Source organism: Nonomuraea ferruginea (assembly GCF_039540635.1).
GTDB lineage: Bacteria > Actinomycetota > Actinomycetes > Streptosporangiales > Streptosporangiaceae > Nonomuraea > Nonomuraea ferruginea.
The window spans coordinates 51622-77152 of record NZ_BAABFD010000018.1 but is presented as its reverse complement, the minus strand read 5'-3'; the positions used below and the strand labels follow the sequence as shown (position 1 = coordinate 77152).

Genomic DNA, 25531 nt, shown 5'->3' with positions numbered 1-25531 from the left:
CAGCGCCGGCCGAGCGGTGATCACGTGAGGGGTGCCGGAGGTCCCGCCGGGGTCTCCCTGTTCCGCCGCGGATGGGTGGCGGTCGAGCTGGCCTGGCGGGCGCAGCCGGCCGCCTTGACGGGTTCGCTGGCGACGGTGCTGCTCATGGGGGCGGCGCCGGTGGTGACCGCGTGGCTGACCAAGCTGGTCCTCGACAGGCTGGCGGACGGCGGGGGCCAGGGCGTCCTCCTCCCGCTCGCGGCCGCACTCGGGGTGGCGGGCCTGGCCCTGGTCGTCCTGCCGCACGTCTCCGACTACCTCAAGGGACAGCTGCACCGGGGGCTGCAGACGCTGATCTACGACCGGCTGTTCCAGGCCGTCAACGCCGACCCCGGGCTCAGCCGCTTCGAGAACCCCGCCTTCCACGACGAGCTGCGGCTGGCCCATGAGGCCGGCCAGAACGCTCCGCAGCAGATCGTCGGCTCGTCCCTGGCGATCTGCCAGGGCATCCTGACGCTGTTCGGGTTCGTCGTCACGCTGACCGTGCTCAGCCCGGTCATGGTCGTCGTCGTCATCGCCGCCGCCCTGCCGTCGGCCCGGGTCCAGCTCGCGCTGAGCCGCCGCAGGGCCCGCATGATGTGGGGCATCAGCACCAACACGCGCCGCCAGCTCTTCTACGGCTCCCTTCTCACCAGCCCCGACGCGGCCAAGGAGGTGCGGCTGTTCGGGCTGGGCGACTTCCTGCGCGGCCGGATGCTCACGGAGCTCGGGACGGTCAACGAGGCCGAGCGGGATCTGGACCGGCGGACGCTGCACAGCCAGGGGCTGCTGTCCCTGCTGGGCGCCGCCGTCGCGGCCGGCGGCCTGATCTGGGCCGTGCTCGCCGCCGCCGCGGGAGGTCTGAGCGTGGGGGACGTCTCGGTGTTCGTCGCCGCCGTCGCCGGGGTGCAGACGGCCCTGACCGCGATCGTCAGCCAGTGGGCGGGCGCGCACAACGCCCTGCTGATGTTCGGGCACTACATCGGCGTCGTCCGGGCCGGGCCCGGTCTCCCGGTGGCCCCGGAGCCCGCCGCGCTGCCCCCGCTGCGAACGGGCATCGAACTGCGTGACGTGTGGTTCCGCTACGACGACGAGCACCCCTGGGTGCTGCGCGGCGTGGACCTCTTCATCCCGCACGGCCAGGCCGTCGCCCTCGTCGGCCTGAACGGGGCGGGCAAGAGCACCCTGGTCAAACTGCTGTGCCGGCTGTACGACCCGGTCCGCGGCTCCATCCACTGGGACGGCGTGGACCTGCGTGAGGTGCACCCGGACGACCTGCGCGCCCGGGTCGGCGCGGTGTTCCAGGACTACATGGCGTACGACCTCACCGCCGGCGAGAACATCATGCTGGGCGACCTGGCCGCGGGCGCCGATCCGGAGCCCGTCCGGGCCGCCGCCCGGCGCGCCGGGATCCACGACACGCTCGACACGCTGCCCAGGGGCTACGACACGCTGCTCAGCCGGATCTTCTTCGGCGACGACGACGAGCGCCAGGCCGGGGTGACCCTGTCGGGCGGGCAGTGGCAGCGGCTGGCGCTGGCCCGCGCCCTGATGCGCCACCGGCGGGATCTGCTCATCCTCGACGAGCCGAGCTCCGGCCTGGACGCGGAGGCCGAGCACGCCGTCCACCTGGGACTGCGCCGGCATCGGGCGGGCCGTACCAGCGTCCTGATCTCACACCGGCTGGGAGCGCTGCGGGACGCGGACCTCATCGTCGTGCTGAGCGACGGGAGGATCGCCGAACGCGGTTCCCACGGCGAGCTCATGGCGATGGAAGGGACGTACGCGCGGCTGTTCGGCCTGCAGGCCAGCGGCTACGAGCTCACGCCGGACCCCTCAGCGGGGGAGAGCCTGCGCACGACCACGCCCAGCACCCGGTCCGCCGGGAGATAGCCCCAGTTCCGCGAGTCCGCGCTCGCCGGGCCGTCGCCGATGACGACCAGCCGCCCCTCGGGGACCAGCGCCCCCTCCGGGGCGTTCACCGCGTGCGTGACCTCCGGCGGCACCGGATCGCCGGGCAGCGCGGCCACCCGCTTGATGAGCCACTTCGAGTCCTTCGGGGCGGACAGCGGGCCGGTGCGCCACCGGCCTTCCAGCGCCGATTCGAAGACCACCACCTGACCCCGCCTGAGTCTCGAACCGGCCACGCGGCGGATGAGCACACGATCTCCGGAGCGGTACACCGGGAGCATGCTCGGCCCCGTCACCTGGACGATCACCAGCCGGCGCCGGGCGACGGCGAGACCGCCGGCGATCACCGCCGACAAGATCACTAAGTACCACACGCGCTCACCCTACGTGCCGGACCCCCGCGTGGCGCCACACGAAAGGTTGGCGGATCGGCCATGTCACCCCGTGTTACGCTCGCCGCACAGAAAGCCATAGAGGGGCGCGGCCAGCGTCATCTCCATGATGGGGGAGGGGACATGAACGACAGTTACGCGACAGCGGGCGCGAAGCAGAGGGTCGTGATCGAGGTCGCCGAGGAGCATCTCGGCACGGTCGACGACGTCCGCGCCGCACTGCGCCGGCACATCGACGACATCGCCGACGAGCGACTGGCATGCGCGCGGGGGATCCAGATCCTGCTCATGTGCTGAGCCACATGCCGGCGATCCAGCGAGACGATCTCACCGCGGACGAGACTTCGCGCGAGAACGCCCGCGTCAATCTCGGACTGGCACTCGAGGCGTACCCCTTGTGGGTGGAACGGCTGACCTGCCGAGACCTGAAGCGGGCGTTCCTGGCGGAGTGCTCGGCCGCGGTCCCCCATTATCGGAACCTCTTCCAGGGCGCGGTGCGGGATCTGGACCGGTTCCCGGTCATCGATCGGGCCGACCACGACGACAGGCGCCTCGACTTCATCAGCACCGACTTCGAGGATCCTCGCGGCGAGTTCCTCCGGATCTCCACGAACGGCACCTTCGGCCGGACCCTTCGCGTCGCCTGGGACCTGCCGAGCTTCTTCGATCTCAACCACGCGAGCTACCTCCGCTTCTCGACGGTGCTGCCCGCCTTCTTCTCGTCCCTGGTCCCGGGCGAACCCTCGGTCTTCGTGATCTCCGACTCACCGCGCGATCTCCGTACCTCGGTCGTGATGCCCGCCCTTGACGGCGCGATCCTGCGGAGGCTGATCCTTGGCCGCGACGAGATGACCGACGTCGCGCTCGTCGAGCACCTCCGCCGCGCACGGATCGCCCTGCTGCACGCCAAGCCCTCGGTGCTGCTGGATCTCATCGAGCTGGACGGCGCGCACGACGGAGGCGGGCGCATCGCGCCGGCCTACGTCGTGTGCAGCGGCGAGAATCTCTACCCCGACGACCGCGCGCGCATCGAGGCCGGGCTCGGATGCTCTGTGCTCGACGCGTACGCCGCCAGCGAGGCGGGCCTGATCGCGTACGAGTGCCGGCATCGCACCGGCATGCACGTGGTGACGGATCATCTGACGGTCGAGGTGGAGGCGGGCGACGGAAGCCTCGGCCCGACGGGGACGGGGCAGTTGCTGATCACCAACGCGCTCAACTGGCGCCACGCCTTCATCCGCTACCGCATCGGCGACAGGGCGACGGTGACCTCGGGCGAGTGCGGCTGCGGCCACGACGGCCAGACCATCGTCGCCATGCCCGGACGCGAGCGGGCCGCCTACGGGGACGGCACCGGCTCGATCACCGCCGAGGAGATCGGCGCGGCGGTCGCGGCGGCCGATCCTCCGGTGAAGCAGTTCCAGGTCGCGCCGGGAGAGGACCATCGGATCGTGATCTCCTGGGTGGGACGGCCCGGCGGTGACACCGCCCTGGCCGCGGTCTTGCGCGGGCGCTTCCCCGGCGCCAGGTTCGAGCTCGTCAACGTCCCGGCCATCAACCTGCCGGGCGGCAAGCTCCGGCGGTTCCTGTGAGCTCAACCGGTGAGAACCACCACGTGCGCCGACGCCCGGTCGAGCTGTGAGGCGAAGGCCCGCAGGCCCACCAGACCGGCCGCGCCCGCCGGGGACACGCGGAGACCGGCGTGCCTGAACATGCCGTCACTGGCCAGGACCAGTTGTTCGTCCGTCGCGTCGCAGAAGTGGCCCCCCGTGCCCAGGACCGCGTCCATCGCCTCGCGGGCATGGAACGAGGACCAGTTGACGAGCGGCTCGTTCACCTCCGTCTCCAGCAGCCGCGCCGCGTCCAGCTCGACCAGACGGCCGCTGGCGAGGCTCGCCGTCAGGGCGGTGTTCCCGGCGCTTCCCACCACGCCGATGCGCACCTCGACGCCATGGTGCCGGAGCCGGGCGTGCACCCCGGCCGCGCACGTGCCGTTGCCGACGGGCAGCCAGATCGACCCCAGCGGCACCGGGCACTGCGCCATCAGCTCGTCGACGATCGCCCCGTACGCCAGGATCGCGATCCTTCCCCCACGGCCGACGGGGTTGGCGTCGAACAGCCGGCGCTTCCTGGCGAAGCTCCGGCTGGCCCTGACCGCCGCCTCGTAGTTGTCCCCTTGGGCGATCACCACGGCTCCGAGGCCGGTCATCTCTTCTGAGCGGGTGTGGTGGTACCGGATCGGCACGAAGACGGTGCACGGCAGTCCGCGCGCGCGGCTCGCCCGGCTCAGGGCCACCCCGAGGTTGCCGCAGCTGCCGGCCGTGACGCCGGCCGCTCCGTCGCGGATCGCGGCGAGCACCAGCCCGCCCGCGATCCTGTCCTTGTGCGTCCCCGTCGGGTTCCCCATCTCGCACTTGGCATAGACGTGGGGCAGGCGCAGCCGCTCCTCCAGGCAGGGCAGCCGGATCAGCGGCGTCTCCCGCCTATCCTCCATCGGGATTCCGTACGAGACCCGCCCCGAGATAGGCGAGCAGGTCGGGATGTCCTCCGTCGCCCCAGGAGGGCGTCGTGTTGACGTCGATCAGGTAGAGACCGCCGTGATCATCGCTGACCACGTCGAAAGCTCCGTACTCCACCCGCGCGGCGTCCGAGACGCGGGCGGACATCGCCGCGACGGCGCCGACGTCCGCCGGGAGCGCCGCCGGGCGGCCGGCGTCGGACGTCTTCAGGTAGTAGCTCTCGCGCGTGATGCCCACCGGCATCTTCTTGAAGACCGCCGAGTCGTGCACCCGCGACACGACCATGGCCTCACCCGCGAGATAGACACGATGGAAACGATGGGCCGCATTGGTGATGTACCGCTCGACGACCCAGTGCGGCGAGGCCCAGATTGCTGGGGGAACTTCGTCGCGCCTCATCACCCGATATTCGCCCTCCGCTCTGGAGGACGGCATGTCGTGCGGTGCCTCGTATCCGAGCATTCGCCGCTGCGGAAGCGTCAGTTCGCATTCTCGAACGCCGTGGTAGTTGCAGTTCGTTTTGACCAGCAGCGGTTCGCCGGGATCGCCCTGGCGGGGTGCCGTGGCCGTGGCGACCCCGGCCCGGGCACAGGCTCGTTGGACGGCGCGCTTCGAGATGTCGGTGATCCCGGCGTTTCGAACCGTGACGCCTCGGGCCCGCAGTTCTCCGACGAGTTTTTCCCGGTCGAACGGCACCCGGGCGGAAAGCGTCAGGTTGATATGGAACACGAATAACCGGCAGCCGGCCGGTATTCGTGAAAGCACATCCTGGAATCCCTCTCCGAGGCCGGCGGTGATGCGGCGCGCGCCCGGAAGAACGGCCGGAAGCAGGAACCCCTTCCAGGCCCTGTGTTCGTAGACGGCCACCTGGTCGAAGCTCCGCATATCGCAGTATCGACACACGTCTTCGCGCACGTCAAGCGACATGAACCGATCTCGCGGGGCCGTCGTCAACGGCCGGGCCGTTCGGATGATCTCGGAGCGGCGCGGCCACGGAAATGACTGCTTGTTGGCCGGATAGGGCTGTGATAGTAGTGGTTCAGCCATGTTCCGCCCGCGGCGGATGGTCCCGAAAGACATTTCAGCACCGAGGCCCCGTCGAGGTGGCCGGTATTAGCTGAGGGGGCGTCGGCACATGGACTGGATATGCGGCGATCTGGCGCCATGAAGTTTCCCCGGGCTCCTTATCCGGAACAGGTGTCCTACCAGGTCGGCCTCGACAAGATCCAAGAGGCCGTGATCAGTTCGCATTTCATGCACGAACTCGCCGGCGATCCGCGGCTCGAACTCTACGACGAGGACCGGTTCGTCGCGAAGACGCTGCATATCGACGCCGAGGCCGTCCACGACCGGCTGATTCCCGCCCTGCGTGAAGCCTGCGACGTCTTCTCCGGGCATCGGGCCGCCGCCGCACGGTCGAGGGCGCGCGATAATTACCAGGATTACGGGCTGGCCGATCCACGCCAGGTCGGAACAGCTCAGGTCATCACGGAAGTCATGTTCGACCGGCAGTATCGCGCCGAGCCGTTGCGGAGCTGCTCCAGAGAGCTGCTGTGCGGCACCGTGGCGGAGCGGGTCGAAGCCGGTTCTCCCATCGAGATGGTCATTCCGGCGCTGCCGTTCAAATTCTCCTCACCACTCAAGACCCGCGGCCGGCTGCCCGACCTGGCCGAGCTCAATTTCCTCCTCGGTCTCAACGAGATCGTGTCGACGGTCGAGCAGATCTATCGGGCGGCGAGACCTGATCTCCAAGGGCCTCTGGCGCGATTCACGGTCGTTTCCGACGGGAGCCGCTACAACAAGCTCGTGAACGAGCCGGACAGCGTCGTCGAGCGCTACTGGAATCGTCTGGGCGTCTGGGTCGAACGGTTACGGCTCGACGAGCACATCACCATCCTCGACTACCGGTCGCTGCTCCGGGACTCGATGCCGGCCGGTGACCGGCGGCGGAAAAGCGCGATCGCCGCCGGAGCGCGCACGGAGTACGGCCGGGTGCTGTGGTCGGTATTCGATCCGAACGACATGGTGTCCGCCATGACCATGGCCGCCCGGGTCGAGCCCGATCCGGAATACGCCAATGCCGAGGGCCGGTTCGTCTCCCTGCTGAAATCCCTGATCTACACGATCAAATACGACTCGCTCACCATGTTCGACCCCCTGCCGGCCGATGCCCGCCACGCTCTCTACCGCGACCTGACAGCGCACATCTTCGAACCGTATGTGGCGATCCCGCCCGACGAACTCGCCGGCGTCCGCATCGACGCCCGCGCGGGGCTCGCGCCCACGGATCGGGTGAAGGAGCGCCTGAGGCAGATGATGCTGAGGGAGTCCTGGGCCTGTGCGATCGACTACATGGCCGAGATCAAGAGCGACCGGGAGCTCGCGGAAGACCCCATACTGACCTGTCTGCCAGGCCATCTTCGCTGGACCATCCACGCGAAGGCGGGCCAGCTGGCGTTGTCGACGCCGATCGCCGCCGGGATCAGGGTCCAGGCGTGGGCGGGCGCCGCGGTGTTCAAGCTCACCAGGAGGAAGGACGTCAAGCTCTGCACCCTTCCGGTCCTCGCCCTGGAGGGAGCCGGCGCCATCCCGGTGCGCGTGCGCGGCGTGGACGACGCGCTGGCCCTGGCCGGCCAGCCTCTCTTCTACATCTACCCGGACGTCACGTTCGCCGACATGGACGACTTCCTCGCCGTCGTCCGGAGGTCACTCGTACGCAGGAGGACGAACTAGCGTGTCGAACCGCCCGGGCAAGAGGGCGATCTTCTTCGTCTACGACAGGGGCACCGGCATCGGGCATCTGAGAAGACTCGGTTGCCTGGCCAGAAGGCTCCAAGGGCGTCTTTCGTGCCTCATCGTCACCGGTCACCGGTCAGCGGCGCACTGGTTCGTGCCGGAGGAGTGCGAGTACGTCCACCTGCCGAGCTGGGACAGCCTCCTGGAGGACAAGGCGCGTTACTGGGACCGGCGGCCGTTCGTCGTCCTGGACGAAGCCGGCGCCGTCCGGCTGCGGAAGTCGATCCTGACGGCGGTCGTGGAGGCGTTCGAGCCCGACGTCATCTTCGTCGACCATCTTCCGCTGGGCGCGGGGGAGGAGCTCGCGGAGGTCATCGAGGACACGCGATGCCTCAAGTACCTGGTGACGAGAGGCGTGCTGAACGAGACCGCGAACCTGCGCCGGCTGGTCTTCGGCGGGAAGGCCGGCCGGTATCTGGACGCGTACTATCACCGGATCCTGGTCGCCACCGATCGCAAGGTCTTCGACTTCGCGGCGCAGTACAACCTCGGGCCCGCGATCCGCGAGAAGACGGTCCACACCGGTTATGTCGCGGACGGCGTGCCGCACGACACGGTCAAGACGGTCCGCGAGGACCGCGGCCTGAAGGACGGCGACCTCTGGGTGGTCGCCTCGGCCGGCGGCGGCCAGCTCGGCGAGCCGCTGATCGAGGGCTGTCTGGAGCTCGTCCGCGCGTACCCGGACGTCACCTTCGACATCGTCCGGGGGCCCCGGTCGAACATCGCCTGGCCGCGGCGGCACCGCGACCTCGTCGAAACAGGCAACCTGCGCCTCCACAAGGAGACCCATGAGATGCCCTTTCTCCACGCCGGCGCGGACCTGGTGATCTCCTCGGGCGGCTACAACTCGCTGCTGGAGGCGCTGCAGGGGAACGCCCGCATTCTCTGCTTCCCGTTCTGGAGGGATCGGCGCGATGAGCAATACCGTCATGCGGCCCGGTTGCGGCAGTTCGTGGACCTCGAGGTGTCGCTCGACCTCTCCGAACTGCCGGGGATGTTCGCCCGGGCCATCGGCTCGATCGGCCGTGGCGTACCCGATCGGCGTGCGGAGCTGGACTTCGACGGCGCCGGCGCCATCGAGCGCATCGTCCACCGGGACCTCGGGCTGACCGCCTGAGCGAGCTCGACGTACAGGCAGGGGAGTCGCCATGGAGTTTCCGAACGTCGGCGTCATCGGTGCGGGGACCATCGGGACCGAGGTCGCGCAGTGCCTCGCCCAGGCCGGGCACCGGGTGGTCCTGGTGGACGTCGAGACCGGGATCCTGGACCGGGCACGGTCGGCCATCGGCGAGAACCTGAGGTACGCGTCCCTGTTCGATGCCGGGGTGCGCGAGGCCAGCCATGCCGGCATCCTGTCGCGGATCGACTGCACGACCGACTACGGCCTCCTGGCCGACATCGACCTCGTCGTGGACAACAGCACGGAGAGCCGGCCGATCAAGGAGGAGGTTTTCACCCGGCTCGACCGGATCTGCCCGCCGGACCGCATCCTGGCGGCCAACACCTCCGCGATCTCGATCACCCGCCTGGCCGGCGCGACGCGGCGGCCCGACCGCGTCATCGGGGTGCACTTCATGAACCCCGTCTTCCGGAAGCCCGTCGTGGAGGTCGTCAAGGGCTGGCACACCAGCGACGCGACCGTGGAGGCGGTCCAGGGCTTCCTCGGCGGGCTGGGCAAGCGGGGGGTCGTCACCAACGACATGCCCGGCTTCGTGTCCAACCGCGTTCTCATGCTGGCCATCAACGAAGCGATCAGCGTCGTGCACGACAGGGTCGCCACCCCGGCCGACGTCGACGAGATCTTCGTCAAGTGCCTGGCCCACGAGATGGGACCGCTGGCGACCGCCGACCTGATCGGCCTGGACACGGTCCTCCGTACGCTCGACGTACTGAACGAGAGCTACGGGGACGGCAGGTTCCGCGCGTGCCCGCTGCTGAGGCAGATGGTCGACGCGGGCCTGCGCGGACGGAAGTCAGGCAAGGGCTTCTTCGACTACTCCGGACAGCAGGGGCTCCGATGGACGTGAAAGCCAGGGTCAGAAGCTACCTCAGACAGGCGGTCATGGAGGAGGTCGGAGACGGGGACGACCTGTTCGAGCTGGGGCTCGTCAACTCCCTGTTCGCTCTGCAGCTCGTCCAGTTCGTGGAGAACGAGTTCTCGATCAAGGCGGAGCGGGAAGATCTGGACATCGTCAACTTCTCCTCGATCGATGCTCTGACGGCGTTCGTCCTGAGGAAGACGCAGCCGCCATTCGGGCCCGGCCATGCGGCTGACTGACGTCCAGGCCGGGTGGCGCGACAGGGCGCGGCGGTTCGCCGCCGGGCGGATCGCCCCGCTGGCGGACCAGATCGACCGGCAGCAGGCCACTCCCGCTTCCGTCCTGGCCGCGATGCGCGAGGAGGGTTACCTGGGGGCCGCCCTGCCCGCGCGGTGGGGCGGCGGTGAGCTCGATCCGGTCAGCTACGGCCTGGTCACCGAGGAGATCGGCAAGGCGTGCTCGTCCGTGCGCAGCCTGATGACGGTGCACAACATGGCGGCGCAGGCGCTCACCGCGCTGGGCGACCGGCATCAGCGGCAGCGATGGCTGCCGGAGCTCTGCACCGGCCGCAAGATCATCGCCTTCGCGCTGAGCGAGCCCGGCGCCGGCAGCGCGACCCGGGCGATCGGGACGCGGGCGGTGGAGGTGGGCGACGGCTACCTCGTCAGCGGCACGAAGAAGTGGATCACTTTCGGGCAGATCGCCGACCTGTTCCTGGTCTTCGCGCACTGCGAACGCGAGCCGGTCGCGCTCGTGGTGGACCGGCACAGTGACGGCCTCACCGTGACACCGGTCACGGACATCTTCGGCACCCGGGGGTCGATGCCGGCCGAGGTCCGGCTGGACGACGTCCGGGTCCCGAGATCGCACCAGGTGGGGCCCACGGGCGCGGGACTCGGCTTCGTCGCCAACCTGGCGCTCGACCACGGGCGGTTCTCGGTCGCCTGGGGGAGCACCGGAATCATCCAGGGATGCCTGGACGCCTGCGTCTCGTACACCGGGCAGCGCACCCAGGGGGACCGCACGCTGAAAGACCACCAGCTCGTCCGCCGGCACCTCACCGACATGCTGGTCGCGCACACCGCCGCCCAGGCGGTCTGCTACCGGAGCGCATGCCTGCGGGAGACGGGCGACCCGCGCGCCGTCATGGAGACCGCGCTGGCGAAGTACCACGCGGCCGAGGCGGCGATCCGGGTCGCCAACGACGCGGTCCACCTCCACGGGGCGAACGGCTGCACCACGGACTACCCGGTCGCCCGGTATCTGCGTGACGCCACCGTCATGGGGATCGTCGAGGGGACCCACGAGATCCACCAGGTGACCCTCGCGGACTACGCCTTCCAGCGGCCGTACCTGCGATGACGGCGACGGAGTGTGAGCATGCGGGCTGAGCGGCAGGGGCCGGGCATCAAGTGCGTCGTCTGGGACCTCGACGACACGTTGTGGCAGGGCACCCTGCTCGAAGGCGACGACCTGGTCCTCGCGCCCGGCGTCAGATCCGTCGTCGGCGAGCTCGACGACCGAGGCATCCTGCAGTCCGTCGCCAGCAAGAACGACCACGACCTGGCGTGGGCGAAGGTCACCGAGTTCGGTCTCGCCGAGTTCTTCCTGCATCCGCAGATCGGCTGGGCCGACAAGTCGGCGTCGATCAGGATCATCGCCCGCGAGCTCGGCATCGGCCTGGACACCCTCGCCCTCGTCGACGATCAGGCGTTCGAACGGGACGAGGTGCGGTACGCCCTGCCTCAGGTGAGCGTGATCGACGCCGCCGACCTCGGCGGGCTGCTGGACCTGCCCCGGATGCGACCCCGGTTCGTCACCGACGAGTCGAGGCGGAGGCGGCAGATGTGCCAGGCCGACATCCAGCGCAACCGGGCCGAGAACGAGTCCCCGGGCAGCCGCGAGAAGTTCCTGGAGACGCTCGGCATGCGCATGACGATCCGCCCGGCCGGGGAGCTCGACCTGCGCCGGGCGGAGGAACTCACGCTGAGGACCAGCCAGCTCAACACGACCGGCCGCCACTACGCGTACGAGGAGCTGAACGATCTCAAGGACTCGCCCGATCACCTCCTGCTGGTCGCCGAGCTGGAAGATCGGTACGGGTCCAGCGGGACCATCGGCCTGGCGCTGGTCGAGCGGGGTCCGGACGCCTGGCTGGTGAAGTTGCTCGTCATGTCCTGCCGCGTCATCACCCGCGGAGTGGGCGGGATCATGCTGAGCCACATCGTGCGGTCGGCCCGGCGCCACGGCGTCCGGCTGCGGGCGGACTTCGTCGCCAACGAACGCAACCGCATGATGTACCTGACCTACAGGTTCCACGGATTCCGGGAAGTGGCCGCGTCGGGCGACGTGGTGCTGCTGGACCACGACCCGGGCGTCGTCCGTCCGTTCCCGCACTACGTCGAGGTCAGGACCAGTCAGCGAGGGAGGGGAGGCGGATGAGATTCGCCCGGCCCGGCACGTTCTCCGGGCCCCGCGTCGTGCTGGAGCCGTTGGCGATGCGGCATCGGGAGCCGTTGCGGGCCGCCGCCGGCGACGACCAGAGCATCTGGACGTACTTCACCACCGTACGAGGGTCCGACTTCGACGACTGGTTCGACTACTCCGTGGAACGGGACGCGATGGGGGAGCTCTACCCGTTCGCGGTCCGGCGCCGGGCGGACGACAGGATCGTCGGATCGACGCGGTACTACGACATGGCTCCCGAGCACCGCCGCCTCGCCCTCGGCTCGACGTGGTACACGGGCAGCGCCCGGGGAACGCTCATCAATTCGGAGGTCAGGCTGCTGACGTTGACGTACGCCTTCGAAAGGTTGTCGGTCAACCGGGTGGAGCTGATCACCGACCCGTACAACCTGAGTTCGAGGGCCGCCATGAAGATTCTGGGAGCCGTGCAGGAAGGCGTGATCCGTCAGCACATGATCTACGACGACGGCCGGGTCAGGGATTCCGTGCTGTACAGCATTATCCGGTGTGAATGGCCCGGAGTAAGGGACAGGCTGTTGCGGAAGCTCGGTTATACCGAGGACATGATAAGCGTCGGGACTTCCCCGGCGGGTGACCCGTTTACACGGGTCACCCGCCGGTATAACTTCCCGGCTGTAGGAAAGTCCCGCCTCGGGAGGCCCCATGGGTGAGCTCGACGACTTTCGCGCGGACACCCTCGCCCGCCAGACCGAGGCGATGAGAGCGCTGTTCTCGGGAGACCAGGCGCCGTTCATGAGCATGTGGTCGACGCGGGACCCGCTGAGCCTCTTCGGCGCCTGGGGGTCGTGCACCACGGGATCCGCCGAGCTCAACCGGGTCTACCACTGGGTGGGGTCGAGGTTCTCCCGGTGCGGCGACCTCAGCTTCGACGTGGAGGTCGTCGACATCGTCGGCGACCTCGCCTACACCGTGGGGTGCGAACGCTTCACCGCGTCCGTGGACGGGCGGCCCGCCGAGCCGATGACGATCCGGGTCACCCACGTCTACCGGCGTGAGGACGGCATATGGAAGATCGTGCACCGGCACGGCGACTGGGCCCCCGTCGACGAGGGCCCGCCCCCGCCATGACACCGCCCAGCCTCGACGATTTCAGGACCCTGGCAAGGGAGCGGTTGCCGGCCGGCGTCTTCGACTACATCGACGGCGGCGCCTGCGACGAGATCACCAGCCGGGCCAACCGCCGCGACCTGGACGGGATCCGGCTGCTGCCCCTGTGCCTGCGTGACGTCGCCGACCTCGACCTGCGGACCAGCCTGCTGGGGCATTCGTTCGGCTTTCCCGTCGGGTTCAGCCCGACGGCCTTTCACCGGCTCGTCCACGAGAGCGGAGAGGTCTCGGCCGCGAGAGCCGCGAAGGCCCTGGACATCCCGATGATCGTGAGCTCGATGTCCAGTGTCGCGATGGAGGACGTCGCCAGGGATTCCGGCAACGAGCACCTCTGGTTCCAGACGTACATCTTCAAGGACAGGGCGCTCACGAAGGAGCTGATTCAGCGGGCCGAAGGCTCGGGATACAAGGCGATCGTCCTGACCGTGGGATGTCCGGTCACCGGAAGGCGCTACAGGAACGTCCGCAACCGGTTCGCCCTCCCGGCGGACGTGGTCGCCGCCAATTTCGCGCGGCGGAACGTGGTCGTGCACGACAACCCCATCCACTCGGTCGGCGCGGACCTCGATCCCGCGCTGACGTGGAGCGACGTCGAGTGGTTGCGCGGACAGACCGCGCTGCCCGTCGTGCTCAAGGGCATCATGAACCCGCTCGACGTCCCGCCGGCCCTGGACCTGGGGGTGGCCGCGCTCATCCTGTCCAATCACGGGGGCAGGCAACTGGACACGACGGAGTCGACGATCAGGATGCTTCCCGAGATCGCCGCGGCCGTCGGGAAGCGCACCGGCCTGCTGATCGACAGCGGGTTCCGGCGGGGCACCGACGTCCTCAAGGCGATCGCCCTGGGAGCCGACGGCGTCCTGCTCGGCAGGCCGGTGATGTGGGCGCTGGCAGCCGGTGGGGAGCGAGGGGTCGTCGACGCGGTCGGCCTCCTGGTCGAGGAGCTGCGCATCGCGATGCGGATCGCCGGCTGCCGCAGCATCGGCGAGATCAGGGAGAACGCGTCGACCGTCATCCGTATCAGCTGGACAGCTCGCCGCACCTGTTGACGACGTGGACGAAGAAGGTGTCCAGCGCGGCCGGGTGCAGTATCTCCCCGGCGAAGCGCTGCCCGTTGTCGGCGATCGCCTCCGCCTCCTCCGGATGCTCGGCCAGCCGTTCATGGACTTTCAGCAGATCCGACAGGTCATGCCGGACGGGTGCGTAGTGGACCCACGGTTTCAGCCCCGCGTAGAAGAACTGGCTCCACTGAGCTTGCAGCAGCAGGACAGATCTCGAAGCCAGGATCGTGGGCACGCGTTTCCACGCCGCCACCGCGCCGTCCAGCGAGATCAGGTACTTGTAGCGTACGAAGCCCTCGGCGGGCACTTCTTCCGCGGGGTCGCCGAACATCTCCCGCAGGTGGCGTCGCAGCGCGAGCGCGGACTCGCTGTCGGTCAGGTTGTCGTACGTGACGAGGCGCGCGTCCAGCACCTCGGGGTGCTTGCGCGAGGCCATCAGCAGCGCGTAGCGGGCGAAGTCGCGCCGGTTGCCGAAGTTCGGGTATCCGGGACCCGACAGCGTGCCCCGCCATTTGATCAGGCCGAGGCGCCGCTCGAACGGGATCGCCGCGGACGCCTTCGCGATGGCGGCGAGCTCGCCGGCGTACCGGGGCCCGAGAATGGCGAAGTCGGGGATGAGGATGGAGTGCGCGCTGATGTCGTCGCCGTCACGCCGGTCACATCTCAGCAGCGGCGCCCTCATGAGGAACTCGACGAACTCGGCCCGGCCGGCAGGGGAGACGTACACGCTGTCGCTCAGCAGCACGAAGAAGTCCGCGGGGTGACGTATCCGGGGGAGCAGGCGCCGCAGGGCGGGCAGGAGGGAATCCGTCAGCCTGTGCCGCGATATGGGTTTGTCCACGACCACGCGCACATCGAGATCCTGGGCGCTGATCCGGCAGCGCACGATCAATGACGGGCGGGACAGCGTCCCCGGTGCGGCCAAGAACGCTTCGAAATCGTCCAGGACGGATTTCTCGCAGCCACTCTTGGCGAGATGCCGGAACTGCTCCTGCTGTCGAGCACGAATCGCTGCCATCGCTTCCGAAGGCATGGAGCTCACGACAGAAGATTACCCCGCCGAGGGAACCGATCAAGAGGTCCGGCTAATCGTGGATGACGCGCGCTATCTCGAAGGCCTCGGCCAAGGGGGCGGCCACCTGACTGCCGCGATATGCGGCCAATACCCGCACGCCATTCTCGCTTCGCGGGAGCGGCCATTCCTCCACCTCCCCGCCGTACGCGCGCAGCGCCGCCAGTTTGCGTTCGAGATGCTTCTCGGAGACGACCTGCCAGCAGTTGGGGGAGAACGCCGGCCGCAGGCCGGACGCCTCGCCCCAGTCGGTCGCCGACCGCACCTCGACGCACCGGATCTCGGTGACGCCGGTGCGCCCCGGACGGGCCGCCACCCGCACCGCGGAGCTCACCAGGCGGTGGTCCTGGTTGAGATCGCTGAGGCTGGTGGTGAACACGGTGTCCGGGCCGAAGAGCCGGATCTCCGCCTCGATCGTACGGTTGAGTTCGAGCTGACCTACCTGGTCGAGCCGGTTGTCGCCATAGCCGTGGACGCTGACCTCCTCGATGCCGAGGATGCCGGCGGCCTTCTCGATCGCCCCGGCACGGTCGGTCGCGCCGCCCCCGGTGGGGTCGCGGGAGCCGTCGTCGCGGGTCAGGACGCACAGCCGGATGCGCACGCCCGCTTCGCTCAGCCGCGCGAGTGTGGCGCCGGCGCCCAGGGTCTCGTCATCGCCGTGCGCGACGACCACCAGCAGTCTCCTCAATCCGCCTCCTGCTTTTCGGCCGCCGGGTAATCCGCCGAATGTCCGGGGAGTTTCCGGTCGGCGCGCACAGGCCACGGCTGAGCATTTCGATTATGCTCTATGAATCGTATGCGTCACGGCTGCCCATCCATTTCTGCCAGGAACAACCGTGAGATACCTGATCACTGGAGGGGCCGGCTTCATCGGATCCCATCTCGGCGAAGCGGTCCTCGCACAAGGCCATTCCGTGGTCGTCCTGGACGACCTGTCCACGGGCCACAACCTCGCCGCGCACACGGCCGGCGGGTGCTTCACCTTCGTCAAGGGCTCGGTGCTGGACGAAGGGCTGGTGGCGGAGCTGGTCGAGGGCTGCGACGTGGTCGTGCACCTGGCGGCGGCGGTCGGAGTCCGGCTGATCGTGAGCCGGACGCTCGGTTCGCTGATCACCAACGTGCGCGGCACGCAGGTGGTCATGCAGGCGGCCGACGCCTTTCGCAAGAAGGTCCTGCTGGCCAGCACGAGCGAGGTCTACGGCCAGAGCCGGGAGATGCCGTTGCGGGAGGACGCGAACCACGTGCTGGGCCGGCCCGAGGTCGCCCGCTGGTCCTACAGCCTGGCGAAGGCCGTGGACGAGTGCCTGGTCAACGCCTATCACCGGGAGCGCGGGCTGGACACGATCATCGTGCGCTTCTTCAACACCGTGGGCCCCCGGCAGAGCCCGGCCTACGGCATGGTGGTGCCCCGGCTGGTCCGCCAGGCGGTGGCGAACGAGCCGGTCACCATCTACGGCGACGGCAGCCAAGACCCGGTGCTTCCTGCATGTCAACGACGCGGTGACCGCGATGCTCCTGCTGCTGGAGAACGAGCGGTCGATCGGCGGCACGTTCAACCTCGGGTCGTCGGAGGAGACGAGCATCCTGGATCTCGGCAGACGCGTCATCGAGCTCGCGGGCTCGGACTCGGAAATTGTCTTCGTCCCGCACGAGGAGGTGTACGGACCGCACTCGGAGGAGCCGCTGCAACGGGTGCCGGACACCGGGCGCCTGCGGTCCCTGACGGGATGGCGGTCGACGCACTCTCTGGACGACGTGCTGCGGGACGTGATCGCCGAGGTCCGCGCCGAGGGATGAGAAGCGCCGGCGCGGCCGGCCGTACGAGGCGGGCATGTCGTCGACGTCATGCGCGGGTGCCGGGCGTGTCGCAGACGCCGCCGTTGTCGCGCTGGTGTCCGCGGCGGGCGTCGCGGTCGAAGATGCCCAGAATCTCACACGGTCCGCCTTCGGCGCCGATGGCGTGCGGCAGCATGGTGGGGAACTCGGCGGCCTGGTTGGTCTCAAGACGGAAGCGCCGGTGACCCAGCATGAGGATCGCGGTGCCGGAGAGGACGACCAGCCATTCCCGGCCGGGGTGGGCACGCATGCGGGAGGGGCTGTCGGGTGGCGCGGTCATGCGCTGGCGTACGACGCTCACGCCCGGGTCGCCCTTCACGGGCCAGCGCATGAGGCTGTGAGTGTCGTCGATCATCGGGCTGATGACGACGTCGTCGGTGGCGGTCTCGACGAGCTGGTCCAGGGTGGTGTCCAGGGCGCGGGCGAGGGTGACGAGCTGGTCCAGGGCGAGGCGGCGCTGACCGTTCTCGATGCGGCTCAGTGAGGACTGGCTGAGGTTGGCGCGGGTGGCCAGCTCTTCCAGGGACCAGCCCTGAGCGACCCGCAGAGCGCGGATGCGTTTGCGTACGAGGCCGTCCAGCTCTCCACTTTCTTGCGTCATACGCAACATCCTATGCCTCAACCGCAAGCCACGCTTACCGTCGTGTGCGGAAGATCGCATGCCCAGATGAGGGGAATCCATGACTACGAACCAGCCTCCGCAGGCCGCTAACAGAAGCGGCGGAGGCGCACCGGACGCGCGTCAGCTGCGCAGCGTTCTGATCGCCGTCTCCATCGCGCTGATGGCCGTCATCGCGTCGGTGTCCGGGCTGAACGTCGCCCAGACGCACATGGCCGTCGAGTTCGGCGCCTCGCAGAACACCATTTTGTGGATCATCAACATCTACACCCTGGCCCTGGCGGCGCTGCTGCTGCCGCTCGGCGCGATCGGCGACCGCCTGGGACGCAAGCCCATGCTCATCGCCGGGCTGGGCGTCTTCGGCGTCGCCGGTGTCGCGGCGGGCCTGGCTCCGACGGCCGAGGTGATGCTGGCCGCGCGCGTGGCCGGCGGTATCGGCGCCGCGATGATCATGCCCATCACTCTCGCCGTCATCACCTCCACCTTCCCCGAGGAGGAACGCGGCACGGCGATCGGTGTGTGGACCGGTGTCGCCGGAGGCGGCGGCATCCTGGGCATGTTCCTCTCCGCCCTCCTCGTCGACGTCGCCGACTGGCGGTGGCTGTTCGTCCTGCCCGTGGTCCTGACCGTCGTGGCCCTGGCCATGACGCTGAAGTCGGTCCCCGACTCCCGCGAGAGGTCCGCCCACCGTTTCGACACCGTCGGCGCGCTGGTGTCCGCGGTCGCGGTGGCCGGCCTCATCTTCGTCCTGCAGGAGGGCCCCGAGCGCGGCTGGACCGCGCCCGCGACCCTGATCAGTCTCGCTGCCGGTCTCGTCGCCGCGATCGGCTTCGTGGCCTGGGAGTCGCACCGCCGGGACGCCGCGCTGCTGGACGTGCGCCTGTTCCGGGAACGTGGACTGGCTGGCGGCTCGATCACGCTGCTGGTGGTCTTCGGCGTCCAGGCGGGCATCGCCGTGGTGCTCTTCCCGTTCTTCCAGGCCGTGCTCGGCTGGTCGGGGCTGCTGTCCACGCTGGCCCTGATGCCCATGGCCGTCATGATGATGACGACCTCCGGCCTCGCCCCCAAGCCGGCCGCGCGCATCGGCCCCCGCTCGACCATGGCTGCGGGCATCGCGCTGGCCGCCGTCGGCCTGGCCCTCATGGCCCTGTTCGTCTCCGCCGACGGCGGTTACCTGACCATCCTGCCCGGCATGCTCGCCATGGGCATCGGCATGGGCCTGTCGATGGCCCCCTCCACCGAGGCCATCACCAGCTCCCTGCCGCGCGAGAAGCAGGGTGTCGCCTCCGCGCTCAACGACGTCACCCGCGAGTTCGGCACCGCCCTCGGCGTCGCCCTGCTGGGAGCGCTGCTGTCCGCCGGCTACCGCGGCGCCGTGGACGACCGCCTGCGGGGCATTCCCCAGGGTCTCGCGGACACCGCGCGCGCAGGTGTCGCCAACGCCGTCGAGGTGGCCCGCAGCGCGGGCCCGCACGCGCAGGACCTGGTCCACGCCGCCCGGCAGTCCTTCGTCGACGGCTGGCAGCAGGCCATGTGGGCGGGCGTCGCCGTCATGGGCGCGCTGTTCGTCTACATCGCCCTGCGCGGCCCGAAGACTCCGCCCCCGCGGCTTCCTCATGGGCCTATTCAGTCGAGGACTGCTTCCGCCTCCACCTCCACCAGCACGTCGGGCTCGAAGAGGTAGTCCACGCCGATCGCCGAGAGCGGCGGCAACGGCTGGGGGATCCCCAGTTCGTCCACCACGCTCTCGATGCCCGCCATGAACTCGGTGTACTTCTCCGGCTGCCAGCCGGTGACGAAGAACCGGAGGCGTACGACGTCGGAGAAGCTCGCTCCCGCGCCCGCCAGACCACGGGCCGTACTGCGCAGAGCGTGAGCGATCTGCCCCGCCAAGTCGCCCGTGGCGACCTTGTTCCCCTGCTCGTCTCGCGCGACCTGGCCGGCGACGTGGACGTGTCGCGTGCCTGTGGAGACCGAGACATGGTGGTAGGGAACCGGCTGGAACATGCCTTCTGGGGTGAAAAGCTCAACAGTCATGAGATGGCCTTCTCTGTGCGAAATCAGGTATCTCATGTATACCTAGTACAGAAAGGCCACCTCAACGAGACCAGGTGTCATGAACGAAACCACCGCGGCCCAGGCCGGGCACCCACCGATCGCCCGCGAACATCGGGAGCTGCTGGATCAGGTGCTCGACAAATGGTCGCTGCTGGTGCTCGACAGGCTCTGTGAAAGCCCTCGGCGCTTCAACGAGCTGCGGCGGGTGATCCCCACGGTCTCGCAGAAGTCCCTGACAGCCGCGCTGCGCAGGCTGGAGCGCAACGGCATGGTGGACCGCGTGGTGATCGCCACCCGCCCGGTCGCCGTCGAATACCGCGTCTCCGCGTTGGGAAAGACCCTCCAGGACCTCGTCGACGCGCTGCTGGGCTGGGCGACGGTCACCATGCCGGAGGTCGAGCGCGCCCGCGAGGCATTCGACGCCGAGCACGGGGAGTGACCACCGTAGGTCGTCCTGCTGAATAGGACCCTGCCCCCGAACCGGCAGGATCGGGGGTTCCGTCTTGGTGGGGCCTCACATCCGCGCGCTGCGGGATCCGAACCTGCCCCGGCTTCGCGCGGCGACGGTTCACGCCGATCCGGACGGCCCGCCGGGCACAGGTCCTAGCGCCGCGATCCGGTCCGGTCCTCTCCGGGCGCCGACCCTCCCGCCAGGGCGCCGAAGACGAGGCGGATCATCGAGCGGGCCAGGGCCTCCGGGTCTCCGTCCGTGCTTTCCGGCAAGGCGCCGCTCAGCCACAGGGTGGTAAAGCCGTGGGCCAGCGACCAGGCGGCGACCGTGGTGGTCCGGTCGTGTTCCGGGCCCGGCGACAGCGAGTGGGCGCTGGTGATGAGCACGTCCGCGGCGCGCTGGTGCGCGGACTGGACGCTGGGATCGTCGACGCGGTAGAGCTCGGGCCGGAACATCACCTCGAAGTAGGGCCGGTGGTCGAGGGCGAAGCGGAGGTAGGCGACGCCGACCTCCCACACGTCGGCGGCCGCGCTCTCGAGAGCGTCGGCGAACATGGCGAAGCCCTCGGCGGCCACGGCCGTCAGCAGGCCTTGCTTGTCACCGAAGTGGTAGGCGGGAGCGGCGTGAGAGACGCCGGCGCGGCGGGCCAGCTCGCGCAGACTCCATCCGGCCGGGCCGGATTCGCCGATGGCCTGGAGCGCGGCGTCGATGATGACGCGCCGCAGGTTGCCGTGGTGGTAGGACGGCTGGCTGATGTTCCCCACCTCCGCGTTCCGGTGATCGACGTGACGGCCACACCCTAGCTTGACATTGACAAGATGGCGAACCTCCTCCAATCTATCCGGTGACAAGATTGGAGGACGGGATGGTTCCGTTCATCGCCCTCACCGGCGGCTTCGTCGCGATGATCCCGTCGTCGTTCCCGCGCCCGGCCCTGCTGGTCACTCTCACCGGTGTGCTGGAGCTGGCCGGCGCCGTGGGGTTGCTGTTCGCGCCGGTCGCGCCGTACGCGGCGATCGGGCTGGCGCTGCTGATGATCGCCATGTTTCCCGCCAACGTCTCGGCGGCCCGCCGCGGCCTCACCCTGGCCGGGAAACCCGTGACCCCGCTGCCGGCCCGCACAGCCCTTCAAGTGCTCTTCATCGCCGCCGCCCTCGCAGCGGCCGCGTGACACCCCTCGCGACATCATCAGGAACCGAGCAAGGACGACGCATGACGACCGAACACACCGCCGACATCGACTACATCGACCACACGGTGCTCATCACCACCGACCTCGCCGCGACCTGCGCCCGCTATGAGGCCCTCGGCTTCACCCTCAGCCCCGTCTCGCCCCACCGACTCGCCGAACGGCCCGGGGGTCCGCTCCTGCCCACCTGTACAGCCAACCGGTGCGCCTACTTCGGGCAGTCGTTCATCGAACTGCTCGGCATCGTCGATCCCGCCGCTCCCGACCCCTGGGGCGTCCATAAGCTACGCCGGACGTACCGCGGTCTGCTGATGACCCTCGGCTCGCGGGACGTGGCCGCCACCGAAGCACGGCTGCGCGCCGCGGGCCTGGTCTCCACCGGAATCCGCGCGCTGGAACGGGAGGTCTCCACCCCCGACGGCCCGCGGACCGTCCGCGCCGACAGCGTCCGCATCGATGCCGCCCACACCCCCGAGGGGGCGCTTCAGGCCACCCGGCATCTCACCCCGCAGTACGTCCACCAGCCGCGCTACCTCGATCACCCCAACGGCGCGATCGGACTGCACAGCGTGCTGCTCGTCGTGCCCGACGACGAGATGGACGGCCACGAAGAGCGCTACGCCCGCATGCTGGACGCCGACGTGTGGATCGACGGCCCCAAGCGGGTGCTCCCCATGCGGCACGGACGAGTGGAGATCATCCCGCAGTCCTCGCTCGACGACTTCCTTCCCGGACACGCCGTGCCCGCCCTGCCTCTGCTGGCCGCCCATACCGTCGCGGTCCGCGACCTGACCGCCGCCCGAACGCTCATCGAAGGCAACCTGATCCCCACCCACACCACCCCCGGCGGCTTCTACGTCACCGCTGACGACGCCCATGGAGTGCCGCTCGCCTTCACCCGAATGTGACGAAGTCGGGCGATCGACGTGGGTGCACCTGGAAAGAGCGAGTGGCGGAGCCCTGGTGTGCTCCGCCACTCGCTTTCCCAGGTCATGCAGATCTATATGTGCCCGGCCGCCGGGATCGTCAGAAGCGATGCCAGGTGTTCTTCGTGCGCTGCTGGGACACTCCGGGCCTGGTGTAGTCGCACACCCCCCGAGGGAAGATCGTCCGCAGCCGGTCCCACTGCTCGTCCGTCCACTTCACCGCGTAACCGTCGCGCTTCGGCGTGGTCAGCCGGCACGTGATGATGTCGGCGGTGACGTCCTCTCCCGCCACCTCCCGGGGGAAGGACGCGGTCGGGTACAGCCGCTCGCACTCGCTCGCCGGGTCGCGCTCGAGCGTCTCGGCCACGAACCGCGGCTGCTCGTCGCGGGTGTTGCAGCCCTCGACCAGGGTGTTCGGCCGCGCGGTGGTGATCCGCTGCATCGGCTTGCCCCCGGGGCGGAGGCCGGCGAGGTTCGTCAGCCAGTGGTCCATCTGGGTCACGGCGTGCCGCACCAGCGCGCTCTCGGTGCTGAACAGCCCGTATCGGGCGTCCTCCAGCAGGCTGACGTGGTTGGCCGCCGTCCCGTTGGCCTCCTTCAGCCGTTCCCGCATGGAGAAGGTGTGGTAGCGGACGTGGATGTCGCCCCAGGACACGTCGTCCCAGTACGAGCGGTAGTCGATGATCGGTGTCGTGGCCAGCCCGCGACCGGCGCTGATCACCCGCCCGGTGCGGTAGGCGATCTTGGTGGCCGCCGGGTCGGCCTCGGTCCGCCGCGGCACGACGTTCGCGTCGGCGTCGAGACCGCCGATGCGCTCGTTGAGGTCGAGGAACTGCTCCGGCGTGATGGAGCCGTCCTTCAGGGCGCCGAGCCCGTACTGGATGCCGACGTTGTCCAGCGGCCTGCGGGCGAAGCCGGTGGCCGGGTCGGCGCCGTAAATGTTGATCATGTGGTCGTAGACGCCGCAGCGGACGCCGGCAGGGTTGGTGTCCGGGTTGTAGCGCTGCTGCTCGGGCACCATGTCGCAGTCCAGCCGCGGGTCGATCCGGTTGGCGCCCCGCGACATGGCGGACACCATGGCCGCCGTCGCGAAGCCGGAGGCCTTGCGCTTCTGCTCGTCCGTCCACGGAACCGTCGTGGACGAGGTGAAGTAGGTGTCGAGCAGCCGCGCGTCAGAGAGGAAGTTGACCGTGCCGATGCCGACCTCGGGGAACGAGCAGCCGACGACGATGCCGTCGAAGATGCCCGGGTAGTTGTCGGCGATCTGGTGAGCCTGGTAGGACCCGCCCGAGCAGCCGTAGCCGATCGTGTGCTCGACCGGCCCGTGCCTCTCGACGAACAGCTCCTTCGTCATCATCGCCGTCTCGGCCGCCGTGACGTCGTTGCAGTTGTTGCCGAAGACGTTCAGCGAGGACGACATCAGCGCGAATCCGCGGCCGAGCATGAACGCGTCGGTGACCGTGCCGGTGCCGCTGCCCGACCGGTACCACCCGCCCGCGCAGCCGCCGCCCAGGGTGAACACGGCCCGGCCGTTCCAGCCCGCGGGACGCGCCGTGGGGGACGGCGCGGGCTCGGTCAGCGGGTCGTGCAGCATGCTCATCTGGACCACCGCGCGGTTGGCGGTGGCCGTCTCCATCCGGACGATGAACTTGGTCGTGACGCCGAGCGAGTTGGTCGTGGTGGCCAGGTCGGCGGGGTAGGCGGTGGCGCCGGCCGGCCAGCGCTTGTAGGCGTCGGCGGTGGTCCGGTAGAAGTAGTCGACCCGGGGGGCGATCGTGCAGTCCGCGTCGAGCGGCTCGCCGAGCCTGCCGCCGATCACCGGGATCGCGAACGCCGCGGTCTCGCAGGCGAACGGCCGCTGGTGCGGGCCGGAGAACACCGGGCCCTGGGCGGGGTGGTCGACCAGCGTGATCGAGGCGTGCGGCCCGCCGGGCGCCCGCGTGGTGACCTCGACCGTGTTCTCGCCCTCCCGCAGCCCGGTCACCAGCCCGAGGAGCTCGCCGGTGCCCGCCCCGGTCCGGAACGCCGGTGTGACGTCGGTCTCGCCGTTCAACGTCACTTGAAGGCTCTCGCGCTGGACGGCGCGGGGCAGCTCGATCCGGAGCAGCGCGTCGCCTCCGGTCACCATGTCGGGCCTGCCGGAGATCGCGGAGATCCCGAGCTCGTCCGGCCCCGACTCGTCGGGCGCGGCGGTCACCGTGATCGTGACGGTCGCGGTCGAGCGCTCGGAGTCGTCGCCGATCCCGTACGTGAACGTGTCGACGCCGACGTACCCCCGGTCGGGCTTGTAGCGGAACGACCCGTCCTCGGACGTCGTCAGGGTGCCGTGGGCCGGCTCGGACCACGCCGCCACCGCGGGCGTGACGCCGTCGGGGAAGCGGTCGTTGCCGAGCACGCCGGGCGCGCCGGCCACGAGTTCCGTCCCCTCCGTGACGGTGCGGAAGTCGTCGGCGGCGGTGGGACGCGGCGTGGGCGGTCCCTCGCCGGGCGCCCTGACGACCATCTCGTACAGGCGGGCCGTGTCCGTGCTGTGCCGCGACTTCTTCGTGATGACCAGGCGGAGCGTGTCGGTCACGAGGTCGGTGGTGAACGTGACCACCGGCTTGGTGTTGCCGGCCGCGCTCCCGACGGTCACCCAGCCGTCATCGGTCCGGGCCTCGACGGTGAAGTCCACCAGGACCGTGTCGGCGTACGGGCTGGGCCAGCCTGAACCGCTGTAGATCTCGACGGTGCCGACCGGGGTCCTGGCCGGGAAGGTGATCGTCAGGGTGGGGGTGGTGTCGGCGGCCGACGACATCCAGCGGGAGGACTCCGCGCACACGCCGTCGACGGCGTTCTTCGCGCCGTAGGCCGAGCTGAAGGTCGAGGACGCCGTGACGGTCGCCCCCATCGCCCGATGGCCGGTGCACGCGATGTCCGACGCCTGGGTGGAGTTCTGGGTGGTGGTCTCGGCCGACAGCGGTGGCGCGGTCAGATGGCTCGCTGTCAGCAGGGCGGTGGTCAGCAGCGCGATGACCGAGGACCTCAGGTGCATCCTCGCGGACACGACG

26 protein-coding genes and 1 pseudogene are annotated in these 25531 nt (G+C 69.4%); 18 read left to right on the top strand and 9 right to left on the bottom strand.

All coding sequences use genetic code 11. The features are described from left to right. The first annotated feature begins 24 nt into the window (after positions 1-24). Complete coding sequence (locus ABD999_RS30775) at positions 25-1911, top strand: ABC transporter ATP-binding protein (protein WP_271278779.1); 1887 nt, start codon at positions 25-27, stop codon at positions 1909-1911. On the opposite strand, the gene ABD999_RS30770 is transcribed toward ABD999_RS30775, so the two are convergent. After that, positions 1833-2303: a S26 family signal peptidase gene (locus ABD999_RS30770; protein WP_271278780.1), complete on the bottom strand. Its 471-nt coding sequence runs from the start codon at positions 2301-2303 to the stop codon at positions 1833-1835. The two genes, ABD999_RS30775 and ABD999_RS30770, sit on opposite strands and share 79 nt — an antisense overlap. 141 nt (positions 2304-2444) lie before the next feature. Between ABD999_RS30770 and ABD999_RS30765 the strand changes: the two genes are divergently transcribed. Together ABD999_RS30765 and ABD999_RS30760 are read left to right on the top strand one after the other, a co-directional pair. After that, positions 2445-2618: a hypothetical protein gene (locus tag ABD999_RS30765; protein ID WP_187280999.1), complete on the top strand. Its 174-nt coding sequence runs from the start codon at positions 2445-2447 to the stop codon at positions 2616-2618. A gap of 5 nt (positions 2619-2623) precedes the next feature. Continuing rightward, entirely contained in the window at positions 2624-3913 is a 1290-nt protein-coding gene (locus ABD999_RS30760) for a phenylacetate--CoA ligase family protein (RefSeq protein ID WP_271278781.1), read from the top strand. Positions 3914-3915: 2 nt separating this feature from the next. Here the strand turns inward: ABD999_RS30760 and ABD999_RS30755 are convergent, their stop codons facing one another. Beyond that, positions 3916-4815, bottom strand: coding sequence for a pyridoxal-phosphate dependent enzyme (locus ABD999_RS30755; protein ID WP_271278782.1), 900 nt, complete (start codon positions 4813-4815; stop codon positions 3916-3918). Next, positions 4805-5767 (bottom strand): ATP-grasp domain-containing protein, encoded by a 963-nt coding sequence (locus ABD999_RS30750; protein ID WP_271278783.1) that lies wholly within the window; start codon positions 5765-5767, stop codon positions 4805-4807. The genes ABD999_RS30755 and ABD999_RS30750 overlap by 11 nt, the downstream gene beginning before the upstream one ends. Before the next feature lie 270 nt (positions 5768-6037). On the opposite strand from ABD999_RS30750, the gene ABD999_RS30745 reads away from it, so the two are divergent. The 9 genes from ABD999_RS30745 to ABD999_RS30705 are packed head-to-tail and all read left to right on the top strand — an operon-like array spanning position 6038 to position 14318. Further along, positions 6038-7573 (top strand): L-tyrosine/L-tryptophan isonitrile synthase family protein, encoded by a 1536-nt coding sequence (locus ABD999_RS30745; RefSeq protein WP_271278784.1) that lies wholly within the window; start codon positions 6038-6040, stop codon positions 7571-7573. Position 7574: 1 nt separating this feature from the next. Then, complete coding sequence (locus tag ABD999_RS30740; protein WP_271278785.1) at positions 7575-8753, top strand: glycosyltransferase; 1179 nt, start codon at positions 7575-7577, stop codon at positions 8751-8753. Positions 8754-8784: 31 nt separating this feature from the next. Continuing rightward, a complete protein-coding gene (locus ABD999_RS30735; RefSeq protein WP_219547955.1) occupies positions 8785-9663 on the top strand; it encodes a 3-hydroxyacyl-CoA dehydrogenase family protein in 879 nt (292 codons plus the stop codon). After that, positions 9654-9914 carry a phosphopantetheine-binding protein gene (locus tag ABD999_RS30730; RefSeq protein ID WP_271278786.1) on the top strand — a complete coding sequence of 87 codons (261 nt, stop codon included), beginning with the start codon at positions 9654-9656 and terminating at the stop codon, positions 9912-9914. The genes ABD999_RS30735 and ABD999_RS30730 overlap by 10 nt, the downstream gene beginning before the upstream one ends. Then, positions 9901-11037: an acyl-CoA dehydrogenase family protein gene (locus tag ABD999_RS30725; RefSeq protein ID WP_271278787.1), complete on the top strand. Its 1137-nt coding sequence runs from the start codon at positions 9901-9903 to the stop codon at positions 11035-11037. The genes ABD999_RS30730 and ABD999_RS30725 overlap by 14 nt, the downstream gene beginning before the upstream one ends. A gap of 18 nt (positions 11038-11055) precedes the next feature. Continuing rightward, positions 11056-12117 carry an HAD-IIIC family phosphatase gene (locus tag ABD999_RS30720; RefSeq protein ID WP_271278788.1) on the top strand — a complete coding sequence of 354 codons (1062 nt, stop codon included), beginning with the start codon at positions 11056-11058 and terminating at the stop codon, positions 12115-12117. Next, on the top strand, positions 12114-12812 hold the full coding sequence (locus ABD999_RS30715) for a GNAT family N-acetyltransferase (protein ID WP_345483023.1): 699 nt from the start codon (positions 12114-12116) through the stop codon (positions 12810-12812). The genes ABD999_RS30720 and ABD999_RS30715 overlap by 4 nt, the downstream gene beginning before the upstream one ends. Continuing rightward, positions 12805-13230 (top strand): YybH family protein, encoded by a 426-nt coding sequence (locus ABD999_RS30710; RefSeq protein WP_271279890.1) that lies wholly within the window; start codon positions 12805-12807, stop codon positions 13228-13230. The genes ABD999_RS30715 and ABD999_RS30710 overlap by 8 nt, the downstream gene beginning before the upstream one ends. After that, on the top strand, positions 13227-14318 hold the full coding sequence (locus ABD999_RS30705; RefSeq protein ID WP_271279891.1) for an alpha-hydroxy acid oxidase: 1092 nt from the start codon (positions 13227-13229) through the stop codon (positions 14316-14318). Before ABD999_RS30710 ends, ABD999_RS30705 begins: the two co-directional genes overlap by 4 nt. On the opposite strand, the gene ABD999_RS30700 is transcribed toward ABD999_RS30705, so the two are convergent. Together ABD999_RS30700 and ABD999_RS30695 are read right to left on the bottom strand one after the other, a co-directional pair. Continuing rightward, positions 14290-15171: a glycosyl transferase family 90 gene (locus tag ABD999_RS30700; protein ID WP_271279892.1), complete on the bottom strand. Its 882-nt coding sequence runs from the start codon at positions 15169-15171 to the stop codon at positions 14290-14292. The two genes, ABD999_RS30705 and ABD999_RS30700, sit on opposite strands and share 29 nt — an antisense overlap. Before the next feature lie 244 nt (positions 15172-15415). Then, positions 15416-16090, bottom strand: a complete 675-nt coding sequence (locus ABD999_RS30695) for a PIG-L deacetylase family protein (protein ID WP_219547971.1) — start codon at positions 16088-16090, stop codon at positions 15416-15418. A 148-nt stretch (positions 16091-16238) separates the two neighbouring features. Here ABD999_RS30695 and ABD999_RS30690 point away from each other — a divergent pair. Both ABD999_RS30690 and ABD999_RS30685 read left to right on the top strand, forming a co-directional pair. Further along, a pseudogene (locus ABD999_RS30690) lies at positions 16239-16811 on the top strand (NAD-dependent epimerase/dehydratase family protein); the annotation flags it as partial. A 91-nt stretch (positions 16812-16902) separates the two neighbouring features. Then, complete coding sequence (locus ABD999_RS30685; protein WP_333485743.1) at positions 16903-17199, top strand: NAD-dependent epimerase/dehydratase family protein; 297 nt, start codon at positions 16903-16905, stop codon at positions 17197-17199. A 46-nt stretch (positions 17200-17245) separates the two neighbouring features. Here ABD999_RS30685 and ABD999_RS30680 read toward each other — a convergent pair whose 3' ends face one another. Next, positions 17246-17839 carry a helix-turn-helix domain-containing protein gene (locus tag ABD999_RS30680; protein ID WP_271279893.1) on the bottom strand — a complete coding sequence of 198 codons (594 nt, stop codon included), beginning with the start codon at positions 17837-17839 and terminating at the stop codon, positions 17246-17248. A gap of 79 nt (positions 17840-17918) precedes the next feature. Here ABD999_RS30680 and ABD999_RS30675 point away from each other — a divergent pair, with 79 nt between their 5' ends. Then, the gene (locus ABD999_RS30675) at positions 17919-19541 is read left to right on the top strand and encodes an MFS transporter (RefSeq protein ID WP_271279894.1); all 1623 of its coding nucleotides are present in this window, start codon (positions 17919-17921) and stop codon (positions 19539-19541) included. On the opposite strand, the gene ABD999_RS30670 is transcribed toward ABD999_RS30675, so the two are convergent. Next, positions 19484-19894, bottom strand: coding sequence for a RidA family protein (locus ABD999_RS30670; protein ID WP_148029823.1), 411 nt, complete (start codon positions 19892-19894; stop codon positions 19484-19486). The two genes, ABD999_RS30675 and ABD999_RS30670, sit on opposite strands and share 58 nt — an antisense overlap. Positions 19895-19973: 79 nt before the next feature. On the opposite strand from ABD999_RS30670, the gene ABD999_RS30665 reads away from it, so the two are divergent. Beyond that, positions 19974-20354, top strand: coding sequence for a winged helix-turn-helix transcriptional regulator (locus ABD999_RS30665; RefSeq protein WP_271279895.1), 381 nt, complete (start codon positions 19974-19976; stop codon positions 20352-20354). A gap of 164 nt (positions 20355-20518) precedes the next feature. Here ABD999_RS30665 and ABD999_RS30660 read toward each other — a convergent pair whose 3' ends face one another. Beyond that, a complete protein-coding gene (locus ABD999_RS30660; protein WP_271279896.1) occupies positions 20519-21130 on the bottom strand; it encodes a TetR/AcrR family transcriptional regulator in 612 nt (203 codons plus the stop codon). A gap of 80 nt (positions 21131-21210) precedes the next feature. Here ABD999_RS30660 and ABD999_RS30655 point away from each other — a divergent pair, with 80 nt between their 5' ends. Then, positions 21211-21537, top strand: a complete 327-nt coding sequence (locus tag ABD999_RS30655) for a DoxX family protein (RefSeq protein WP_271279897.1) — start codon at positions 21211-21213, stop codon at positions 21535-21537. A 41-nt stretch (positions 21538-21578) separates the two neighbouring features. After that, positions 21579-22463: a VOC family protein gene (locus ABD999_RS30650; RefSeq protein ID WP_271279898.1), complete on the top strand. Its 885-nt coding sequence runs from the start codon at positions 21579-21581 to the stop codon at positions 22461-22463. Between the two features lie 118 nt (positions 22464-22581). On the opposite strand, the gene ABD999_RS30645 is transcribed toward ABD999_RS30650, so the two are convergent. Beyond that, on the bottom strand, positions 22582-25527 hold the full coding sequence (locus ABD999_RS30645) for a DUF6351 family protein (protein WP_271279899.1): 2946 nt from the start codon (positions 25525-25527) through the stop codon (positions 22582-22584). Positions 25528-25531 lie beyond the last annotated feature (4 nt).

Excerpts from the sequence above, each read along its gene's own strand:
- ABD999_RS30670 (WP_148029823.1), bottom strand. The coding sequence starts at position 19,894 with ATGACTGTTGAGCTTTTCACCCCAGAAGGCATGTTCCAGCCGGTTCCC.
- ABD999_RS30710 (WP_271279890.1), top strand. The coding sequence starts at position 12,805 with ATGGGTGAGCTCGACGACTTTCGCGCGGACACCCTCGCCCGCCAGACC.
- ABD999_RS30705 (WP_271279891.1), top strand. The coding sequence starts at position 13,227 with ATGACACCGCCCAGCCTCGACGATTTCAGGACCCTGGCAAGGGAGCGG.
- ABD999_RS30735 (WP_219547955.1), top strand. The coding sequence starts at position 8,785 with ATGGAGTTTCCGAACGTCGGCGTCATCGGTGCGGGGACCATCGGGACC.
- ABD999_RS30765 (WP_187280999.1), top strand. The coding sequence starts at position 2,445 with ATGAACGACAGTTACGCGACAGCGGGCGCGAAGCAGAGGGTCGTGATC.
- ABD999_RS30715 (WP_345483023.1), top strand. The coding sequence starts at position 12,114 with ATGAGATTCGCCCGGCCCGGCACGTTCTCCGGGCCCCGCGTCGTGCTG.
- ABD999_RS30720 (WP_271278788.1), top strand. The coding sequence starts at position 11,056 with ATGCGGGCTGAGCGGCAGGGGCCGGGCATCAAGTGCGTCGTCTGGGAC.
- ABD999_RS30755 (WP_271278782.1), bottom strand. The coding sequence starts at position 4,815 with ATGGAGGATAGGCGGGAGACGCCGCTGATCCGGCTGCCCTGCCTGGAG.
- ABD999_RS30750 (WP_271278783.1), bottom strand. The coding sequence starts at position 5,767 with ATGTCGCTTGACGTGCGCGAAGACGTGTGTCGATACTGCGATATGCGG.
- ABD999_RS30665 (WP_271279895.1), top strand. The coding sequence starts at position 19,974 with ATGAACGAAACCACCGCGGCCCAGGCCGGGCACCCACCGATCGCCCGC.
- ABD999_RS30730 (WP_271278786.1), top strand. The coding sequence starts at position 9,654 with ATGGACGTGAAAGCCAGGGTCAGAAGCTACCTCAGACAGGCGGTCATG.
- ABD999_RS30650 (WP_271279898.1), top strand. The coding sequence starts at position 21,579 with ATGACGACCGAACACACCGCCGACATCGACTACATCGACCACACGGTG.
- ABD999_RS30675 (WP_271279894.1), top strand. The coding sequence starts at position 17,919 with ATGACTACGAACCAGCCTCCGCAGGCCGCTAACAGAAGCGGCGGAGGC.
- ABD999_RS30725 (WP_271278787.1), top strand. The coding sequence starts at position 9,901 with ATGCGGCTGACTGACGTCCAGGCCGGGTGGCGCGACAGGGCGCGGCGG.
- ABD999_RS30680 (WP_271279893.1), bottom strand. The coding sequence starts at position 17,839 with ATGACGCAAGAAAGTGGAGAGCTGGACGGCCTCGTACGCAAACGCATC.
- ABD999_RS30760 (WP_271278781.1), top strand. The coding sequence starts at position 2,624 with ATGCCGGCGATCCAGCGAGACGATCTCACCGCGGACGAGACTTCGCGC.